Source organism: Stenotrophomonas sp. AC248, from assembly GCF_979258185.1.
In genome coordinates this window covers 3,642,731-3,661,686 of sequence record NZ_OZ409840.1, presented here as the reverse complement: position 1 = coordinate 3,661,686, position 18,956 = coordinate 3,642,731, and the positions used below count along the sequence as shown (strand labels likewise).

12 protein-coding genes are annotated in these 18,956 nt (G+C 68.9%); 8 read left to right on the top strand and 4 right to left on the bottom strand.

The annotated features are described in order from the left end of the window. Positions 1-74 precede the first annotated feature (74 nt). From ACZ0AE_RS16485 to ACZ0AE_RS16470, 4 genes are all read left to right on the top strand, one after another. On the top strand, positions 75-776 hold the full coding sequence (locus ACZ0AE_RS16485; protein WP_038686349.1) for a response regulator transcription factor: 702 nt from the start codon (positions 75-77) through the stop codon (positions 774-776). Beyond that, positions 766-2,148 (top strand): sensor histidine kinase N-terminal domain-containing protein, encoded by a 1,383-nt coding sequence (locus tag ACZ0AE_RS16480; protein ID WP_425598292.1) that lies wholly within the window; start codon positions 766-768, stop codon positions 2,146-2,148. Before ACZ0AE_RS16485 ends, ACZ0AE_RS16480 begins: the two co-directional genes overlap by 11 nt. Further along, positions 2,145-3,206 (top strand): ABC transporter substrate-binding protein, encoded by a 1,062-nt coding sequence (locus ACZ0AE_RS16475; RefSeq protein ID WP_463601637.1) that lies wholly within the window; start codon positions 2,145-2,147, stop codon positions 3,204-3,206. Before ACZ0AE_RS16480 ends, ACZ0AE_RS16475 begins: the two co-directional genes overlap by 4 nt. 207 nt (positions 3,207-3,413) lie before the next feature. After that, the gene (locus tag ACZ0AE_RS16470) at positions 3,414-4,070 is read left to right on the top strand and encodes a LuxR C-terminal-related transcriptional regulator (protein WP_463601636.1); all 657 of its coding nucleotides are present in this window, start codon (positions 3,414-3,416) and stop codon (positions 4,068-4,070) included. Between the two features lie 465 nt (positions 4,071-4,535). Here the strand turns inward: ACZ0AE_RS16470 and ACZ0AE_RS16465 are convergent, their stop codons facing one another. Both ACZ0AE_RS16465 and ACZ0AE_RS16460 read right to left on the bottom strand, forming a co-directional pair. Continuing rightward, positions 4,536-7,181 (bottom strand): hybrid sensor histidine kinase/response regulator, encoded by a 2,646-nt coding sequence (locus ACZ0AE_RS16465; protein ID WP_463601635.1) that lies wholly within the window; start codon positions 7,179-7,181, stop codon positions 4,536-4,538. Between the two features lie 56 nt (positions 7,182-7,237). Further along, the gene (locus ACZ0AE_RS16460; protein WP_137190304.1) at positions 7,238-8,404 is read right to left on the bottom strand and encodes an OprO/OprP family phosphate-selective porin; all 1,167 of its coding nucleotides are present in this window, start codon (positions 8,402-8,404) and stop codon (positions 7,238-7,240) included. A gap of 314 nt (positions 8,405-8,718) precedes the next feature. On the opposite strand from ACZ0AE_RS16460, the gene ACZ0AE_RS16455 reads away from it, so the two are divergent. Beyond that, positions 8,719-10,068: a dicarboxylate/amino acid:cation symporter gene (locus tag ACZ0AE_RS16455; RefSeq protein WP_463601634.1), complete on the top strand. Its 1,350-nt coding sequence runs from the start codon at positions 8,719-8,721 to the stop codon at positions 10,066-10,068. Positions 10,069-10,315: 247 nt separating this feature from the next. After that, positions 10,316-12,607 (top strand): NADP-dependent malic enzyme, encoded by a 2,292-nt coding sequence (locus tag ACZ0AE_RS16450; RefSeq protein WP_137190302.1) that lies wholly within the window; start codon positions 10,316-10,318, stop codon positions 12,605-12,607. 392 nt (positions 12,608-12,999) lie between these two features. On the opposite strand, the gene ACZ0AE_RS16445 is transcribed toward ACZ0AE_RS16450, so the two are convergent. Then, on the bottom strand, positions 13,000-13,758 hold the full coding sequence (locus ACZ0AE_RS16445) for a basic secretory protein-like protein (RefSeq protein ID WP_463601633.1): 759 nt from the start codon (positions 13,756-13,758) through the stop codon (positions 13,000-13,002). A 128-nt stretch (positions 13,759-13,886) separates the two neighbouring features. Continuing rightward, positions 13,887-17,237, bottom strand: a complete 3,351-nt coding sequence (locus tag ACZ0AE_RS16440; RefSeq protein ID WP_463601632.1) for a GH92 family glycosyl hydrolase — start codon at positions 17,235-17,237, stop codon at positions 13,887-13,889. A gap of 388 nt (positions 17,238-17,625) precedes the next feature. On the opposite strand from ACZ0AE_RS16440, the gene ACZ0AE_RS16435 reads away from it, so the two are divergent. After that, on the top strand, positions 17,626-17,823 hold the full coding sequence (locus tag ACZ0AE_RS16435; RefSeq protein WP_312239123.1) for a zinc-finger domain-containing protein: 198 nt from the start codon (positions 17,626-17,628) through the stop codon (positions 17,821-17,823). A gap of 15 nt (positions 17,824-17,838) precedes the next feature. Continuing rightward, a complete protein-coding gene (locus tag ACZ0AE_RS16430) occupies positions 17,839-18,951 on the top strand; it encodes a glycosyltransferase (protein ID WP_463601631.1) in 1,113 nt (370 codons plus the stop codon). Positions 18,952-18,956: the final 5 nt, after the last annotated feature.

Sequence of the window (18,956 nt, the reverse complement as noted above, 5' to 3'; positions counted from 1 at the left end):
TTTGTGCAGTGCAGCGAAGCCCACGGCAGCGGCCGCTCGCGCTAGCATTCATGCACCTTCGACGAATTGACCCGATGCGCCTGCTGCTGGTGGAAGACAACCCGGACCTGGCTGATGCCATCGTTCGCCGCATGCGCCGCAGTGGCCACGCGGTGGACTGGCAGAGCGACGGGCTGGCGGCGGCCAGCGTGCTGCGCTACCAGAGCTTCGACTTGGTGGTGCTGGATATCGGCCTGCCCAAGCTGGACGGCCTGCGCGTGCTGGCCGGCATGCGCGAGCGCGGCGACAGCACCCCGGTGCTGATGCTGACCGCGCGCGACGGCATCGAAGACCGCGTGCAGGCACTGGACGTGGGCGCGGACGATTACCTGGGCAAACCCTTCGATTTCCGCGAATTCGAGGCGCGCTGCCGGGTCCTGCTGCGGCGTACCCGTGGCCAGGCCAGCGAAGTGGTGCAGATCGGCGCGTTCCAGTTCGACAACGCCTCGCACCGGGTCAGCCTGGACGGCCAGCCGATCGAACTGCCCAACCGCGAGTACCGCCTGCTGGAAATCTTGATGGGGCGGCTGGGCCAGGTGGTGGGCAAGGACGAGATCGGCAACGGCCTGTTCGGCTTCGACGACGAGGCCGGCCCCAATGCGATCGAACTTTACGTCGGCCGCCTGCGCCGCAAGCTGGCCGATGCGCCGCTGCGGATCGTGACCGTGCGTGGCAGCGGCTACCTGCTCGAAGCGCTGGGCGACGACGCCGGCAGTGCGGGCGGCGATGACGACTGACCCGCGCACGTCCGGCTCGATCCGGCACACGCTGTGGCTGTACCTGGGCGCGTTCCTGGCGCTGTTCGCGGTGGCGTTGCTGTTCGGCGCGCGCGCCTACGGGCAACGCGCGGCCAACCGCTCCTACGACCACCTGTTGGTGTCCTCGGCGCTGTCGATCATCGATTCGGTGGCGCTGGTTGAGGCGCAATGGCAGGTCGATCTGCCGTATGCCGCGCTGGACCTGCTGGCCATGGCGCCGGAAGACCGCGTGTTCTACCGCGTGTCCGACGCGCGCGACCAGACGGTGACCGGGTATGCGGACCTGCCGCTGCCGCCGCACGCGCCCAGCGACCGTCCGCAGTTGTTCGATGCGCTCTACAGCGGCGAGCAGGTGCGCTTCGTGGTGGTGTCGCGGCGGGTGTCCTCGCCGTCGGCGCAGGGTGAAGTGCGGGTGCAGGTGGGCCAGACCCGGCGCGCGCGCGAAGCGCTGGCGCAGGACATGGTGACCCGTGCGTTGCTGGCCATCGCCGTGTTGTCGCTGCTGTCGCTGGCCCTGGTGGGCCTGGGCGTGCACCGCGCGCTGCGCCCGCTGGTGCGGATGGAGCGCGAGCTGGCGCGGCGTGAACCGTCCGACCTGAAGCCGCTCGATGCCAGCGTGCCGCGCGAGATGGACAAGATGGTGGGTGCGCTGAACCACTTCATGGGCCGTCTGCAGGGCAGCAATGAAACCCTGCGCGCGTTCATGGCCGAGGCGGCGCACCAGATGCGCACGCCACTGGCCGCACTGCGCGCGCAGGCGCAGCTGGCACTGGACGAGGAAGACCCCGAGGACATGCGGCGCAGCCTGCACGCCATCGAACGCAACGCCACCCACATGAGCCGGTTGCTCAACCAGCTGCTCAGCGACGCCAGCGTGATCCACCGGGCCAACCTGCAGCGCTTCGCCCCGGTGGACCTGGCCGAAACCGTGCACCAGGCGCTGCATGAAGCGCTGCCGCAGGCACTGCCGGCCCCGCGCGTGCAGCTGGCGGTGAGCGCACAGGCGGCCTGGATACATGGCGACGCGCTGCTGCTGCGCGAGGCCATCAAGAATCTCATCGACAACGCCATTAAATACGGCGGCGACGGTGCGCTGCAGGTGGCGCTTACCGAAGAGGCGCAGCACTGGGTGCTGACCATCGCCGACCACGGTCCGGGCATTGCCGCGGCCGATGCCGAGCGCGTGTTCGAGCGTTTCGCGCGCGGCGAAGGGGCCGCAGCGGGCGGCGCCGGGCTGGGCCTGGCGATCGTCAAGCGCGTGGTGGACAGCCATGGCGGCCAGATCGACCTGAGCAACCGCGTGGGAGGGGGCCTGGTGGCCACCATCCGCCTGCCGAGGATGCATGCATGAAGTACGTGTGGCTTGTGCTGTTGCAGTTGTTGGTGGCAGGCCCGGCGCTGGCCGCACCGGGCGATGTGCAGCGCTTCCCGGCCAAGGGGCCGGCAGTGGCGCAGCTGCGCATCCATGGCTCGACCGACATCGAAGTGTTCGCCACGGTGATCGCCGACTACCAGCGCCTGCACCCGGGCACCGAGATCCTCTACGAGGATGTGATCACCCAGGACATCTACGCGCGCTACCTACGCGACCGCGGCGGTCCACAGGCGCCGGACATGCTGATCAGCAGCGGCATGGACCTGCAGACCAAGCTGGTCAACGACGGCCATGCGCTGCCGCATCGCTCGGTGCAGACCGACGCCTTGCCGGCGTGGGCGCAATGGCGGCACGAAGCGTTCGGGATCAGCTACGAGCCGGTGGCCATCGTCTACAACACCCGCACCCTGCCAGCGGCGCGGGTACCGCACACGCGCCGGCAACTGCTGGAACTGCTGCGCGCGCCGGACGCACCGCTGCAGGGCAGGGTGGGCACCTACGACGTGGAGCGCAGCAGCGTGGGCTACCTGCTGGCCACCCAGGACGGCCAGCGCGGCAGCATTGCCGGCGCGCTGCTGGGCGCGCTGGGCGACAACGGCGTGCACCTGGAAGAACGCACCGGCGTGCTGCTCGACCAGGTCAGCAGCGGCAAGCTGTCGCTGGTCTACAACGTGCTGGGCTCCTACGCGCAGGCGCGGATCGAGGCCGGTGCACCTCTGGGCATCGTGGAACCGGAGGACTACACGCTGGTGGTGCTGCGCACGGCGGTGATTCCTCGCAGCAGCCCGCATCCGGACGAGGCGCGGCGTTTCCTCGACTACCTGCTGTCACCCCGCGGCCAGCAGGTCCTCTCGCGCGAAGCCCGCCTGATGCCGATCCTGCCCGCACAGGGCCAGCAACGTGGCCGCTCGCCCGCGCGCAGCTACCGCCCCATCCAGCTGGGCCCGGGCCTGCTCGTGTACCTGGACGGCCTCAAGCGCCGCCAGTTCCTCGAAGCCTGGCGCGGCAGCGTGCGGCAGCGCGACGACCGGTAACGACGGCCACCGGCCTCCACCCGGTAGTGACGGCCGCTGGCCGTCAACCTCGTTGCAACGATCCACCCGGGTAGTGACGGCCGCTGGCCGTCAACCTCATTGCAACGATCCACCCGGGTAGTGACGGCCGCTGGCCGTCAGCCTCATTACAACGATCCACCCGGGTAGCGCCGGGCTCTGCCCGGCAACCGCATTACAATGGACCGCATGAGCGAACTCACCGTCCTGATCGCCGACGACCACCCGCTGCTGCGCGCGGCCGTCGTCCATTCCCTGCGCCAGTCACTGCCGCAGGCGCAGGTGATCGAAGTGGCCAGTGCCGCCACGCTGGAAACCGCGCTGGACCAGCACCCGGAAATCGAACTGGTGCTGCTGGACCTGACCATGCCCGGCGCCCGCGGGTTCTCCTCGCTGCTGCACGTACGCGGCGCGCACCCGGACATCCCGGTGGTCATCGTCTCGTCCAACGACCACCCCCGCGTAATCCGCCGCGCGCAGCAGTTCGGCGCAGCCGGCTTCATCCCCAAGTCCGCGCCCGCCGAAACCATCGGCCAGGCGGTGGCGGCGGTGCTCGATGGCGGGGTCTGGTTCCCGGCCATGGCACCGGAGCGCTCCGAGTCCGACGCGCTGCTCGCCGCACGCCTGGCCCAGCTCACCCCGCAGCAGTTCCGCGTGCTGCTGTGCCTGGCCGACGGCCTGCTCAACAAACAGATCGCCTACGAACTGGGCCTGGCCGAGAACACGGTGAAGGTGCACGTCACCGCGATCCTGAAAAAGCTCGAATGCCACAGCCGCACGCAGGCCGCGGTACTGGTGAAGGCGCTGGAGCCGGAAGGCGATGCCGGCGCGGGTTTGGACAGCTGACGCGCGCAAGCGATCATTTGCCCATCCCTCACAAGTGGCAAAGGTGCGATGCGTAGACCGAGGTAGGGTCGCATCCCGATCGACCGCCGATAACCTGTGCAGCGTTCGGTAGTGGCATGACCTGTGGTGAAGGCGGCTTCGTTGCAGGTCATGCGTTCGCCGTGCGGATCGGCAGGGTCGGCGGTCGTTTGGGAACCGACCCTACCTTCAGCAGGATGCGTTGTCCGACGTGGGTTCGCATCCAGATCCACCGCCGATACCCCGCGCAATTCGCGATGCGTATACCGAGGTAGGGTCGCATCCCGATCGACCGCCGATAACCTGCGCAGGGTTCGGTAGTGGCATGACCTGTGCTGAAGGCGGCTTCGTCGCAGGTCATGCGTACGCCGCGCGGATCGGCAGGGTTGGCGGTCGTTTGGGAACCAACCCTACCGGCGTCTCGGGTCGGAGATAGGTGTAGCCGCTTTATGCCCTGTGTCGTACCAACAACTGCGTCATCAACGCCCGCAGCGCCGGCGGGCGCACCGGCTTGGACAGGAACCCCCAGCCGTTCTCCGCCGCCTGCGCCTTCAACGCGTCGTCGCGCTCGGCGGTAACCAGGATCAACGGCGGGCGCGCCTGCCACAGGTCGCACAGGTGGTCGTACAGGTCCGGGCCGTGCCACTGGCCCATGCGTACGTCCAGCAGCAGCAACTGCGGCACGTTGAGTGCCGAGGCGATCTCCAGCGCGGCCTGCGGGCCGTCGGCCAGCTCCACCGCGCAGCCCCAGCGCTCCAGCAGCGCACGGGTGGCGGCGCACACGCGCGGGTCGTCATCGATGCTCCACACCCGGCAATGCCGCAGCGGGCTGTCATCGCCGGCGTCAGCCGCCACGGCCGGCACCGGCGTCGGTGCCGGAATGGCCGCCGCATCGCCCAGCGGCACGCTCACCGCGAACACACTGCCGCGGCCCAGCGTGGAGTGCAGGTGGATGCCATGACCCAGCAGGCGACCGATGCGTTCGACGATCGCCAAGCCCAGCCCGGCACCGCGCTCCTGTTCAACACCGTCGTCCAGGCGGCGGAACTCTTCGAAAATCTCGCCCTGCAGGCTCTCCGGAATGCCCGGGCCCTGGTCGTGCACTTCGATGCGCAGCTGGTCGCCCACGCGCCGGCAGCCCAGCAGTACGCGCCCACGCGGGGTGTAACGCAGCGCGTTGGAGAGGAAATTCTGCAGGATGCGGCGCAACAGCGCCTCGTCGCTGACCACCACCGCGCGGGTGTCCACCCAGCGCAGCTGCAGGCCACGGCTGTCGGCGGCAATGCCGAATTCGCGCGCCAGCGTTTCCAGCAGCGGCGACAGCTCGAAGGCCTGCACCTGGGTCTGCAAGGCGCCCGATTCCAGCCGTGAAATATCCAGCAGGCTGGTCAGGATCGCATCCTGCGCGGCCAGCGCCGCATCCACGTGTTCGCTCAACTCACGTGCATCACCGGCCAGCTTGCCGCGCAGCACCGACACGAACATGCGCGCGGCGTTCAGCGGCTGCAGCAGGTCGTGCACCGCCGAGGCCACGAAGCGGCTCTTGTAGCGGTTGGCCCGCTCGGCCTCGCGGCGCGCCTCGTCCAAGTCGCGGGTGCGCTCGGCCACGCGGTGTTCCAGCGCATCGGCCAGCGAGCGCAGTTCACGCGCGGTGTTCTTGTAGGCGGTGATATCGGCGTAGCTGGTGACAAAGCCGCCATCGGGCAGCGGATTGCCGCGAATCTCCAGCACGGTGCCGTCGTCTTTCTCGCTCTCGCGCATGTGCGGGCGGCCGCTGCGCAGGTGGTTCAAGCGACGCTCGATGGCTTCGTCGATCGGCCCCGGCCCCAGCAGGCCGCGGCGCGCGTTGTAGCGGAAGATCTCCTCGATGGGGCGACCTTCGCGGATCAGGCCGGCCGGGAACTTGAACAGTTCCAGGTAGCGCGCATTCCACGCCACCAGCTTCTGCGTGTTGTCGATCACCACGACGCCCTGCGGCAGGTGCGCCAGACTGCGGCTGAGCCCGCTGTCGGCCTGCTGGGCGGCCTGCAGCACGCCATCCTGCGCGGTGCGCAGCTCCTCGGCATGTTGGGCCAGCACGCTTTCCAGCTCGCGTCGGCTGCGCTGCCGATGCGCATCCAGGCGCCGACGCTGCTGCACGAACAGCACCAGGAAGCCCAGCGCCAGCCACGCCGCGCCGCCGCCGATGGCCGCACTGCGCCCGGCGCTGGTGGCCGCGCCGGCATCGTGCAGCAGGTGCAGGTTCCAGTGTTCCTCGGGCAGCGCCAGGCTCTGCCACAGCATCGGCCCGGCCAGCAGGGGTTCGAGCAGGCGCACCATGCGCCCGCCGTTCTCAAGCACATCCTCGGTGCGGACCCGCAGCGGTTGCAGCGAGCGGTCGGCGTACTGCCGCGCTTCCAGCATCTCGCGCCGCTCGCCCGGCCCCAGCGGGCGCAGCAGGCGGTAACGCCAGGCATCGCGGTTGGCCAGGAACACCACGTCGTGCTCGTCGCTGGCCAGCACCACGTCCGGGCTGGACAGCCATTCCTGTTCCAGCGCCGACAATTCGATCTTGATCACCACCACGCCCATGCGGCGGCCGTCTTCCTCGATGGCCTGGGACAGGAAGTAGCCGGGTACGCCGGTGGTCATGCCGATGCCGTAGAAGCGGCCCCGGCCGGTGGCCAGCGCCTGGCGGTAATAGGGGCGGTAGCTGTAGTCCTCGCCCACGTTGCTACTGGGGTGGTCCCAGTTGCTGGCGGCCACGGCCACGCCGTCGTGGCCGACCAATGTCAAAGTGGAGGCGCGGGTGACCTGGTTGGCGCGCTGCAGTTTCAGGTTGAGGCGCTGCCGGGCGGCGGCATCGGGCACCTGCAGCAGCGCGCGGCGCAGGTCCGGGTCCAGTGCCAGCACCTGCGGCAAGGTGCCGAAGCGGTCGATGCGTTGTTGCAGGCCCTGGCCGTACAGTTCCAGCTGGCGCTGCACCTGCGCGCTTTCGGTGGCCAATGCACGTCGCCACGCATAATGCCCGGCGGCGGCCGCGCACAGCACGGTACCGCCGATCATCAGCAGCAGGGTCAACAACAGGGTGCGGTGGCGGCCGAGCCAGTACATGGCGGCAGTCTACGGGTGTGCGGCGGGCGCGGTGTACACGCCCGCCGCGATGCCGATCAGAAGTGCATCTGGGCGCGCAGTTCGAAGATTTCCGGCTTGGTATGCACGCCGCGACGGCTTGCATCCGCCTTCACGTAGTTGGCCTGGAACTTGAAGTGGCTGGTGAGGTACCAGTTGGCGCCCAAGGTCCAGTCGTGCTGGCGGCCACCGAAGACATCGGCGTCGTCCAGGTCCAGGCGGCTGTAACGGGCCACCAGTTCCACCGCGCCGTAGTCATGGGCCGGCTTGATGTTGGCCACCGCACCGGCGTTGTACGGACGCGATTCCCCGGTGAGCACCCAGCTGGCCATGGCGTACTGGCCGTTGCCGGTGTAGTCCGGCTTGCCTTCACGGGTGACGGTGGTCTGCAGCGCTTCGGCCTGCACCGAGAACGGGCCGCGGATCCAGATGCCTTCCAGGCCGGTACGGCGGATCTGGTCGGCAGTGGCCAGCGCGCCCGAATCCACCAGGCGGATGTCGGTCAGGCCGGCTTCCGGGCGGGCGCGCAGGCGGGCGCTGGCGTCGTGGTGCACATCGCGGCCATCGCGGTAGCCGCGCGGGTTTTCCTGCGAGTAGGCCAGGCCCAGGTGCAGCACGTCGCCGGCGGCCTTGACCGGGGTCCACACCGCACGCACGGCCTGGGTGGTGCCGGGGTTGTCGCCCTGCAGGTCCTTGCCGCCGTAGGCGCCCGCCTGCAGCAGGTACTGCGGGCGCTCCAGCACCCATTCGGCACCGGTGCGGCGGCCTTCGTAGAACGCCTGCACGGGCAGGGCGGTTTCCAGGAAGCTGCCGGCGCGCGACGAGGTGCCCGCATCCAGGCCCACCGGGGTCTTCATGTAGCCGAAGCGGAAGCGGCCGATGTCGCTGCCGAAGAAAGCCTTGCTCTCAAAACGCACGAACACGTCCAGCCAGGTGTCGGCCTGGAAGTCGTAGTACACCATCGCGTCGTACACGCCCTTCTTCTTCAGGGTGGCGCCGAATTCCTTGCGGCGCACCGCGTCATCGTCTTCGATGCCGCTGTTGCCGGAGAAATCGTTGAGGTCGTAAGCGATGTTGGCGGTGGCGGCCAGTTCGGTGCCATCGCTGAAGGCGACCTTGGTCGGCCAGTTGTCGAAATCGGCGGCCGAAGCCAGGGCGGGGGTAGCAGCCAGGCACAGGGCCAGCAGGGTCGGGGTCGGGCGCATGGACGTGCAGCTCTCTCTTTAAGACGGGACAGGACAACAACGGCCGCTGCGCCGGAAACTGTTGCCCAGCCGGCCGCGCGCGCGTCACTTGCCGCCGTGGGGGAGGGCGGTGTGGGGCGCAGTGTAGGCACCCGACGCCACCTGAACCGGGGGGCTAGTACCAATAGGTTATCTGCGTGGCGGTGACTCGCGCGTACAAATGCGTCCATCCGCCGCAACCCCCGACACACGATCCGGGCTGCGGTGTTGCCCACGGAACCGGCCCGCACCCCCTGCAGGCCGGACGCGCCGATACCGTCCCTCCGGAGTCCGCCATGCACATTCCCACCGCCGCCCCCGTCGCGGCCAAGCCGCTGCCGTTCTACCGCCAACTGTATTTCCAGGTGGTGGTGGCGATCGTCCTTGGCGCCATCCTGGGCCACTTCGAGCCGGCCTTCGCCGAATCGCTGAAGCCGCTGGGCGATGCCTTCATCAAGCTGGTGAAGATGATCATCGCCCCGGTCATCTTCCTGACCATCGTCACCGGCATCGCCGGCATGACCCACCTGCGCACGGTCGGCCGGGTGTTCGCCAAGTCGATGGCCTACTTCCTGTTCTTCTCCACCCTGGCCCTGATCGTGGGCATGGTGGTAGCGCACGTGGTCCAGCCCGGCGCCGGCATGAACATCAACCCGGCCGACCTGGACCAGACCGCGGTCCACAGCTACGTGGAAAAGTCCCATGAGCTGACCCTCACCGGCTTTGCGATGGACATCATCCCGGCCACCCTGGTCAGCGCCTTTGTCGATGGCAACATCCTGCAGGTGCTGTTCGTGGCGGTGCTGTTCGGCGTGGCCTTGGCGCTGACCGGTGCCAAGGGCCGCCCGGTGCTGACCTTCCTGGAGGCGCTGACCGCCCCGGTATTCCGCCTGGTCCATATCCTGATGAAGGCCGCCCCGATCGGCGCCTTCGGTGCCATCGCCTTCACCATCGGCAAGTACGGGGTGGGTTCGCTGGTCAACCTGGCCTGGCTGGTGGGCTCGTTCTACCTCACTGCGTTCCTGTTCGTGGCGGTCATCCTGGGCGTGGTGTGCCGGCTGTGCGGGTTCTCGGTGTTCAAGCTGGCCCGCTACTTGAAGGCCGAGCTGCTGCTGGTGCTGGGCACGTCCTCGTCGGAGTCGGCGCTGCCGTCGCTGATGGAGAAGATGGGGCGCGCCGGCTGCGCCAAGTCGGTGGTGGGCCTCGTGGTACCCACCGGCTACTCGTTCAACCTGGACGGCACCAACATCTACATGACCCTGGCCGCGCTGTTCATCGCCCAGGCCACCAATACCGAGCTGACCCTGGGCCACCAGATCGCGCTGCTGCTGGTGGCGATGCTGAGCTCCAAGGGCGCCGCCGGCGTCACCGGTGCCGGCTTCATCACCCTGGCCGCCACCCTGGCCGTGGTGCCGGAAGTGCCGGTGGCCGGCATGGCGCTGATCCTGGGCGTGGACCGCTTCATGAGCGAATGCCGCTCGCTGACCAACTTCATCGGCAATGCCGTGGCCACCGTGGTGGTGTCGCGCTGGGAAGGCGCGCTGGACCGCGACCGCCTGGCGCTGGCCCTGGACGGCCGCGAGGCCGAACTGCCGGCGCTGACCACCGACGACCTGCCGTCGCCGCTGACCGCCCCGGCCCGCTGATACCCGTTTGATGCGTGCGTGTGTTGCAGGGCCTGCACCGTCCCCCCGGATGGCAGGCCCTGATTTTTTCATTGACGTACCGCCGCTGATGCGGGTTGTCATCGCACTGCGCCACGCTGCGCATACGCTGCCGAACGGCGCCGATATGTGCGGTTGCAGCATGATCGCGACAGCGTAGCGACAGGTCCATCCACGCCAACGGGGGTATGATCCCCTGTTCCTCTCGCCCATTCATCTGCAGAAAGCGATGTCCAACGAAGATTTCAAACAGGCTGCCCTCGATTACCACCGCATGTCGCCGCCGGGCAAGATCCGCGTCGCAGCGACCAAGCCGATGCTGACCCAGCGTGATCTGTCGTTGGCGTACTCGCCGGGCGTGGCACACGCCTGCGAGGCGATCATGGCCGACCCGCAGCAGGCCAGCGAACTGACCGCCCGCGGCAACCTCGTCGCCGTCATTTCCAACGGCACCGCCGTGCTGGGCCTGGGCAACATCGGCCCGCTGGCCGGCAAGCCGGTGATGGAAGGCAAGGGCGTGCTGTTCCAGAAGTTCGCCGGCATCGATGTGTTCGACATCGAGATCGACGAGAACGACCCGGACAAGCTGGTCGACATCATCGCCTCGCTGGAGCCGACCTTCGGCGGCATCAACCTGGAAGACATCAAGGCCCCGGAGTGCTTCATCGTCGAGCGCAAGCTGCGCGAGCGGATGAACATCCCGGTGTTCCATGACGACCAGCACGGCACGGCGATCATCGTCGGTGCCGCGGTGCTCAACGCCATGGTCGTGACCGGCAAGCGGATCGAAGACGTCAAGCTGGCCACCACCGGCATGGGCGCGGCGGGTATTTCCTGCGTCAACATGCTGGTGTCGCTGGGACTGAAGAAGGAAAACATCCTGGCCTTCGACCGCGACGGGGTGATCCACACCGGCCGCACCGACCTGGACCCGGAAAAGGCCCGTTACGCACGCGAGACCGACAAGCGCACGCTGGCCGAGATCGTCGATGGCGCGGACATCTTCCTGGGCCTGTCGGCCCCGGGCATCCTGACCGCGGACATGGTCAAGACCATGGCCAAGGACCCGGTGATCTTCGCGCTGGCCAACCCGACCCCGGAAATCATGCCGGAAGTGGCCCGTTCGGTGCGTCCGGACGCGCTGATCGGCACCGGCCGTTCGGACTACCCGAACCAGATCAACAACGTGCTGTGCTTCCCGTACCTGTTCCGCGGTGCGCTGGACGTGGGCGCCACGGCGATCAACGAAGAAATGAAGATCGCCTGCGTGCACGCGATCGCCGCGATGGCGCGCCGCGAGGCCAGCGACCTGGGGTCGGCCTATGGCGATGAGACCCCGAGCTTCGGCCGCGATTACCTGATTCCGCGTCCGTTCGACCGCCGCCTGCTGGTGGAGCTGTCGGCCGCCGTGGCGCAGGCCGCGATGGATTCCGGCGTCGCGACCCGTCCGGTCGCCGACATGGGCGCCTACCGCGAAAAGCTGGCCCAGTTCGTCTACCGCACCAGCCTGATGATGAAGCCGGTGTACGACCGTGCGCGCGCCGACAAGCAGCGCGTGGTGTACGCCGAAGGCGAAGAGGAAGTGGTGCTGCGCGCGGTGCAGAACGTGGTGGATGAAGGGCTGGCCCGTCCGATCCTGATCGGCCGCCCGGACGTCATCGAATCGCGCGTGGAGCGCCTGGGCCTGCGCATGAAGGCCGGTGATGATTTCGACATCACCAACATCAACGACGACCCGCGCTTCAACGAGTACTGGCAGTACTACCACAACCTCACCGGGCGTCGCGGCGTGACCGTGGCGGCGGCCAAGAACCTGATGCGTTCGCGGCCGACGTTGATTGCCGCGGTGATGGTGGCGCGCGGCGAAGCCGACGCCATGCTCACCGGCGTGGTGGGCCGCTTCCACAAGAAGCTGGGCTACGTGCGCAGCGTGCTGCCGCTGGAATCGAAGGTGACCTCGACCTCGGCGATGACCGGCGTGATCAACCAGCAGGGCGTGTTCTTCTTCGTGGACACCCACGTGCAGGAAGACCCGACCGCCGAGCAGATCTGCGAAGCGACCCTGCAGGCGGCCTACCGCATGAAGCTGTTCGGGATTGAACCGAAGGTGGCGCTGCTGTCGCACTCCAACTTCGGCAGCCACGATTCCCGCGACGCGCTGAAGATGCGCACCGTGCGTTCGCTGCTGCTCAAGCGCAACCCGCGTTTGAACGTGGACGGTGAAATGCAGGGCGACACCGCATGGGACGAGGCACTGCGCCAGAAGCTGCTGCCCGACAGCACGCTGAAGGGCCGCGCCAACCTGTTCGTGCTGCCCAACCTGGAAGCGGCCAACATCGCCTACAACCTGGTGCGCGTGTTCACCGACGGCGTGGCGATCGGCCCGATCCTGATGGGCGTGGCCAAGCCGGTGCACATCCTGACCACCAGCGCGACCTCGCGCCGCGTGCTCAACATGACCGCCATCGCGGCCGTGGATGCGCAGATCCGCAAGCAGCTGGAGGCGGAGAAGAACGCCTAAGGCGTTCTTCCCCCTGCAGTTGCCAAAACGCGCCCTTCGGGGCGCGTTTTGGTTTCGCGCCGCGAAACCGGTAGCTACCGACCGTTGGTGGGCAGGCGTTCTGCTCTGCCACACGCACGCCGCACCCCGGTCACCCGCCTGCAACCTGCCGAGGGCCCAATACCCCCACGCGGCCCGGCCGCGGCGGCGGGCTACCGGCTCCCGCCGCCCTGGGCCCGACCAGTAGGCATTCAAGAACGGGCTGGTGGGCGCGCCCTGACCGTCATCCCGGTAGAGCCGACCGTTGGTCGGCTGGGGCACGCACACGTGCCCCGCGTCAGGTGTTCATGCCGCCTGGACGGAGGGCAGCCGACCAACGGTCGGCTCTACCCGGGGCGGTGGGCGCACAGGCATCAACGCGCCTTTACGTACGCCGCCCACAGCGCCGGCAACGCCATGCCGGTGCGCGCTTTCCACAATGCCGGCGTGTAACGCCCGTCGCGCAATGCGCCATCCAGCGACTTCACCAGCCCCGGATGCTGCGCCTCGCTCCACGACAGGAACGCACCGGTCACCCGGTAGCCGGTGTCGAAGTTCTGCCCGTCCTTCACCGTCGTCGGCAGTGCCCAGTCCGCGGCCGCATTTTCCCGGCCGTAACGATCACGCGCGTAGTCGGCAATGCCTTCCACCAGCCAGCCCGGCACGCGTTCATTGGCGTATTCGGGATAGCCCTGGACGATGTGCATCGCCTCGTGGGTGACCAGGTCGACGTCGTCGGGGTGCCTGGCCAGCCAGGCCGGATTGATGGTGATGGTGGCCGCGCCCTTGCCCTCGCCGACGAAGGCGATGCCGTCGTAGCCCGGATCGATCACGATGCGCACCTGCGACGGCGCGCCGGGATGGAAGTCGGCGCGCTCGCGCACATACGCGGCAAAGAACGTGTCGATGATGCGCGTGCGCATCGGGGCGGCCAGCGCATCGGCCGGATCGCTGTAGGCCAGCGTCACCCCCTCACGCTGCTGGCTGGCCTCGAACGCGGCAGCATCGAACACCACCAACGCCCCCAGCAACACGGTAGTGCCGGCCGCTGGCCGGCTCCACGCCACCATCGGCACACGCACCCGGGTGGTTCCGGCCGCTGGCTGGCTCCACGCCACCATCGGAATACGCACCCGGGTGGTTCCGGCCGCTGGCCGGCTCCACGCCACGATCGGCACACGCGCCCGGGTAGTGCCGGCCGCTGGCCGGCTCCCCACAATCCAGGCCGCCGCCCGCTTCAAAAAACCGGTCCTGCCCATTCTCACTGCTCCCCCATCGGCGCCAGCAGCTCCACCTCGGCCAACTGCATCCGCCCCGGCCCGGCAATGCGCAGCCGGTATTCGGCATAGCGACCGGGTTTGCCGATGGCGAACGGCCGGGTCTGCAACGCCCAGGCGAAGTCCTCGCCGCGGCGCTCGTCCAGCGTGACCCAGCGGCCGCCAGCGCGGCGGGCTTCCAGCGTCCACGCACCGCCGCGTATCGCGCCGTTGCCACTGGTCAGCGTGTACATCGACGGCGTGCCATCGCTCACCCCGGTGAACACCACCGTGCCCGCGCCCACCGGCACCGTCGTGCCGGCATCGTCGTCCAGCAGCGCCGGCACCGCGCGGCCGTCGGCGAGCTGCGCGCGTGCGCCGCTGCCCAGCAGGTCATGCAGCAGGGCAGGGCGCTGGCCGCGTGCGGTGAGCGAGCGCGGCGCATCGTCCGGGCCGCTGCCCCAGGTGGAGGGCTGCGGGCCCATCACGAAGTCCAGCGTGGCACCCTTGGCGATCATCTCATGCGGCACCCAGGTCTTCGACCACGGCTTGCCGTTGATCTTCAGCGACTGCACGTACACGTTCTCGCGCGAGTTGTTGGCGGCATTCACCGTCAGCACCGCGCCGCCCTGCAGTGCCACCTTTGCGTGGCGGAACGCCGGTGAACCGATCGCGTATTCGGGCGCGCCCATGCGCAGCGGATACAGGCCCAGCGAGGCCAGCACGTACCACGCCGAGGTCTCACCGTTGTCCTCATCGCCCGGGTAGCCCTGGCCGATCTCGCTGCCCACATACAGCCGCGCCAGGATCTCGCGCACGTGCTGCTGGGTCTTCCACGGCTGGCCGGCGTACAGGTACATCCACGGGATGTGGTGCGCCGGCTGGTTGCTGTGCGCGTACATGCCCATGCGCACGTCGCGCGCTTCGGTCATCTCGTGGATGGTGCCGCCGTAGGAGCCGGCGAAGGCGGGATCGGCGGTTTCCGGGGTGGCGAAGAACGTGTCGAGCTTGGCGGCCAGCTGGGCGCGGCCGCCATACAGCCCGGCCAGGCCCTCGCCGTCGTGCGCGGCGGTGAAGGCGAAGGTCCAGCCGTTGCTCTCGGTGTAGTCGTGGCCCCACACGCGCGGGTCGTAGTCCTTGGCGGTCAGGCGCCAGTTGCCGTCGTCAGTGCGGCCCTGGAAGAACCCGGCGGCCGGGTCGAACAACGTGGCGTAGGTGCCGGCGCGATGGCCGAAGTAGTCGGCCTCGGTGGCATAGCGTTCGCGTGCGGCGGCGCTGGTGGCGCGCTTGGCCAGGGCCTGGGCCATGTTGGCGATGCCGAAGTCGTTGAGTGCCCCTTCCATCGTCCACGACATGCCCTCGTGCACGTCGGCACTGGCGTAGCCCCGGAAGGTGGACCGGTCCATGCCCTTGCGCCCGACATGGCGGTCCGGCGGCACCACGGTGGCGTTCTTCAGTGCGGCCGTGTAGGCCTCTTCCGGATCGAAGCCGCCGATGCCCTTCAGCCAGGCATCGGCGAAGGCCACGTCCGAACTGGTGCCCACCATCAGGTCGGCATAGCCCGGCGAGGACCAGCGCGCCACCCAGCCGCCGGCGCGGTACTGCTCCAGGAAGCCCTGCACCAGCGCACCGGCGTCGTCCTTGGTGAACAACGCATAGGCCGGCCAAGTGGTGCGGAAGGTGTCCCAGAAACCGTTGTTGACGTACACCTTGCCGTCGCGCACCGGGGCGAAGCTGCGCGTGGCGCTGCCGTCGGTGTTGTCCTCGGCGGCGCTGGCCTGGCTGGCGTAGCGCCATTCGGGCGCGGCGGCGCTGCCCACGTTTTCGTGGCCGGAATTGGGGTACAGGTACAGGCGATAGAGGCTGGAATACAGCGTGGTTTTCTGGTCGTCGCTTGCATCGCCGATGTCGAACGGAGCCAGCCGTGCATCCCACGCGTCCTGCGCGCGCCCAGCCACGCGGTCGAGCGTGTCATCGGCGGCCAGTTCCAGGGCCAGGTTGTGGCGGGCCTGCTCCACGGAGATCAACGAGGTGGCGATGCGCATGGTGACCGTGCGCGTGCTGCCGGCATCGAACTTGATGTAGCCGGTGGGGCGGCCGGTCTTGATCTGACCGCTGCTGCGCCAGGGCGCGTCGAAGCTGGCCACCACGTACATGCGGGTGGCGCCGTTGGACAGGCCGCTGCGGGTGTCGGTGTAGCCGGACAGCGTCTGCGTGGCCGCATCCAGGGTCAGCCCACCGCGGGCGTCGACGTTGTCGAACAGCAGGTTGGCGTCCCCCTTCTCAGGGAAGGTGAACTGGAACAACGCGGCATGGTCGGTGGGCGCGATCGACGCGGCGATGCCGTTGTCGAAACGCACGTCGTAACGGTAGGGGCGCGCACGTTCGTTGTCGCGCGAGAACGACAGCGCGCGTTTGCTGCGGTCGGCCTCGGGCACGCCGCGGCCGCTGGACGGCATCACCTGGAAGGTCTGGCGGTCGCCCATCCACGGGCTGGGCTGGTGGCTCAGGGCCAGCGCCTGCAGCTGCGGCCGGTTGCGCGCGTCGTTCTGTTCGTTCCAGCGGTACAGCCAGTTCAACGCGCCGGCATCGGTCACCGGGGTCCAGAAGTTGAAGCCGTGCGGCACCGCCGTGGCGGGGAAGTTATTGCCGCGCGAGAAGGTGCCGTTGGCCTGCGTGCCGCGCGTGGTCAGCACCCAGTCCGACGCGCGCTGCGGTGCAGTGCGGGGTTGCGCGGCCAGCTGCACGTCGTCGATCCAGCCCGACACCGGCGCCCCGGCCGCACTGGCCACCTGCAGTTCCACCGCCACCACGCGGCGACCGCGCAGCGCCGGCACCTCGCCCAGGCGCACGGCCTTGCGTGCCCACTGCTGCGGGTACAGCGTCTTCGAGTCGCCCTGCGCGGCGGCGCCCAAGGCACTGCCGTGCTGGTCGCGCGCGTCGCTGGCCGAGACCCGGCTGCCGTCGTCCAGCAGCAGGTCCAGCGACACGTAGGTGGAGGCCACGGTGTCCGTGCCGACGATCTCCGGCAGCACCAGCCAGCTCAGCGTGGTGTCGGCCTCGATGGCCACGTCGGTGTTGAACAGGCGGCGCTGCTGGGTGCCGCCGCTGCCGGTGTAATGCAGAGCACGCAGGCCGCTGTAGCCGACCCCTGGCTTGGCCGCATACGGCGCGCGCGGACCGCCGCCCACTTCCACCTGCAGGGCCTGCTTGCCGGCAAGTGGGGCCGGTTCGCCGCGCTCGAAGGAGGTCTGCAGGCCCTGGCCGAGGGCCGGCAGGGCGAGCGAGGCGCACGCCACGGCAAGGGCGAGGGGCAGCAGGGCGTGGCGGGCAGGGCGCGGGGCAGGCAGGGTCATGCAGGGAACTCCCGGGAAGGGCAGGCGGCAGGCAGAGCCCGCATCGGCGACCTCGGCAGACAGGCACCACCCCGGCCGCCGGGGGCGGACACAGGGGCGATGCAGGTCCGGCGGGGGACGGGCCATGCGATCGGGGCAGGAATCGAACCGGACCGATGCTGCAACAGCCGGGGGGATGCTGGCAAGTGCCATTTAGTTCGATCCAAACCCGGAAAATCAGCCTGTTGCGGGCGCGGTTGACAGTTTCTTTGGATCGATTTAAAAAGAACGGTGCTGTGCGCCGAAGGTGGGTCCTTGCCGCGTGGGTCGGCCTGCGCGAGGACGGCGATGCAACAGCCCCGGGTGCTAGAATCACCCCCTTCGCAATTCCTTTGTGTGTGTCCACGCCATGAGCCATACCGCCACTGCGCCCGCCAACGCCGAGAAGCGCTACACCGTGCATCGCGCCGACCTGCCGCTGAGCTGCCCGACCCCGGAAATGGCGCTGTGGAATTCGCACCCGCGCGTGTACCTGCCGATCGAAGACGAGCCCAACTGCGAGGCCAAGTGCCCGTACTGCGGCGCCGTGTTCGTGCTGGCCGACTAAGTCAGCGCTGCTCCCGTGCGCCGACTGACCGTGGTGCAGCTGCTGCCGGCGCTGCACTCCGGCGGGGTCGAACGCTCCACCCTTGAAATCGCCTCTGCCCTGGTTGCCGCCGGCCACCGGGCCATCGTCGTGTCTGCGGGTGGACGACTGGTCGAGCCGCTGCTGGCCAGCGGTGCCGAACACCTCACCCTGGACATCGGCCGCAAGTCGCTGCTGACCCTGCGCCACGTGCGCAGCCTGCGCGCGTTGTTTGCCGAAGTGGGCGCCGACATCGTGCATGCGCGCTCGCGCCTGCCGGCCTGGCTGGGCCTGTACGCCCTGCGCAGCCTTCCCGAGGCCCAGCGCCCGCGCTGGGTCACCACCGTGCACGGGCTCAACTCGCCCGGCCGCTACAGCGCGGTGATGACCAGTGGCGAGCGGGTGATCTGCGTGTCCAACACGGTGCGCAGCTTCGTACAGACGCACTACCCCAGCGTGCCTGCCGACCGTCTGCAGGTGATTCCGCGCGGCGTGGACGTGGCCCAGTTCCCGCGCGTGGCGCGCACCGATCGCCGCGCCCGTCTGGCGGTGGCCGCCCAGCACCCGACGCTGGCCGGCGATGCGCCGCTGCTGTTGCTGCCTGGCCGTGGCACCCGGTTGAAGGGCCACCGGCATGCGCTGCAGCTGCTGGCCGGCCTGCACGCGGCCGGTGTGCCTGCCACGTTGTGGATGCCGGGCACCCGCGAGCCGGGCCGCGAGGCCTATGTAGCCGAACTGGAGGCACAGGCACGCACCCTGGGCGTCGCCGATGCGGTGCTGATGACCGCGCCCACCACGCGCATCGCCCAGGCTTACGCGGCCAGCGACCTGGTGCTGCAGGTGTCGGACAAGCCCGAAGCGTTCGGCCGCACCGTGGTTGAAGCGCTGTCGGTGGGGCGCCCGGTGCTGGGCTGGAACCACGGTGGCGTGGGTGAACTGCTGACGCAGCTGCAGCCCTCTGGTGCGGTAGCCTTGCACGACGGTGCGGCGCTGCTGTCGCGTGCGCTGCAGCTGCTGCAGCAACCGCCCAGCCTGCCTGCCCGCATTCCTTTCACCTTGCAGGCGATGCAGCGTGACACCCTCAAGCTCTACACCTCCCTTGCCGGCTGAGCCGG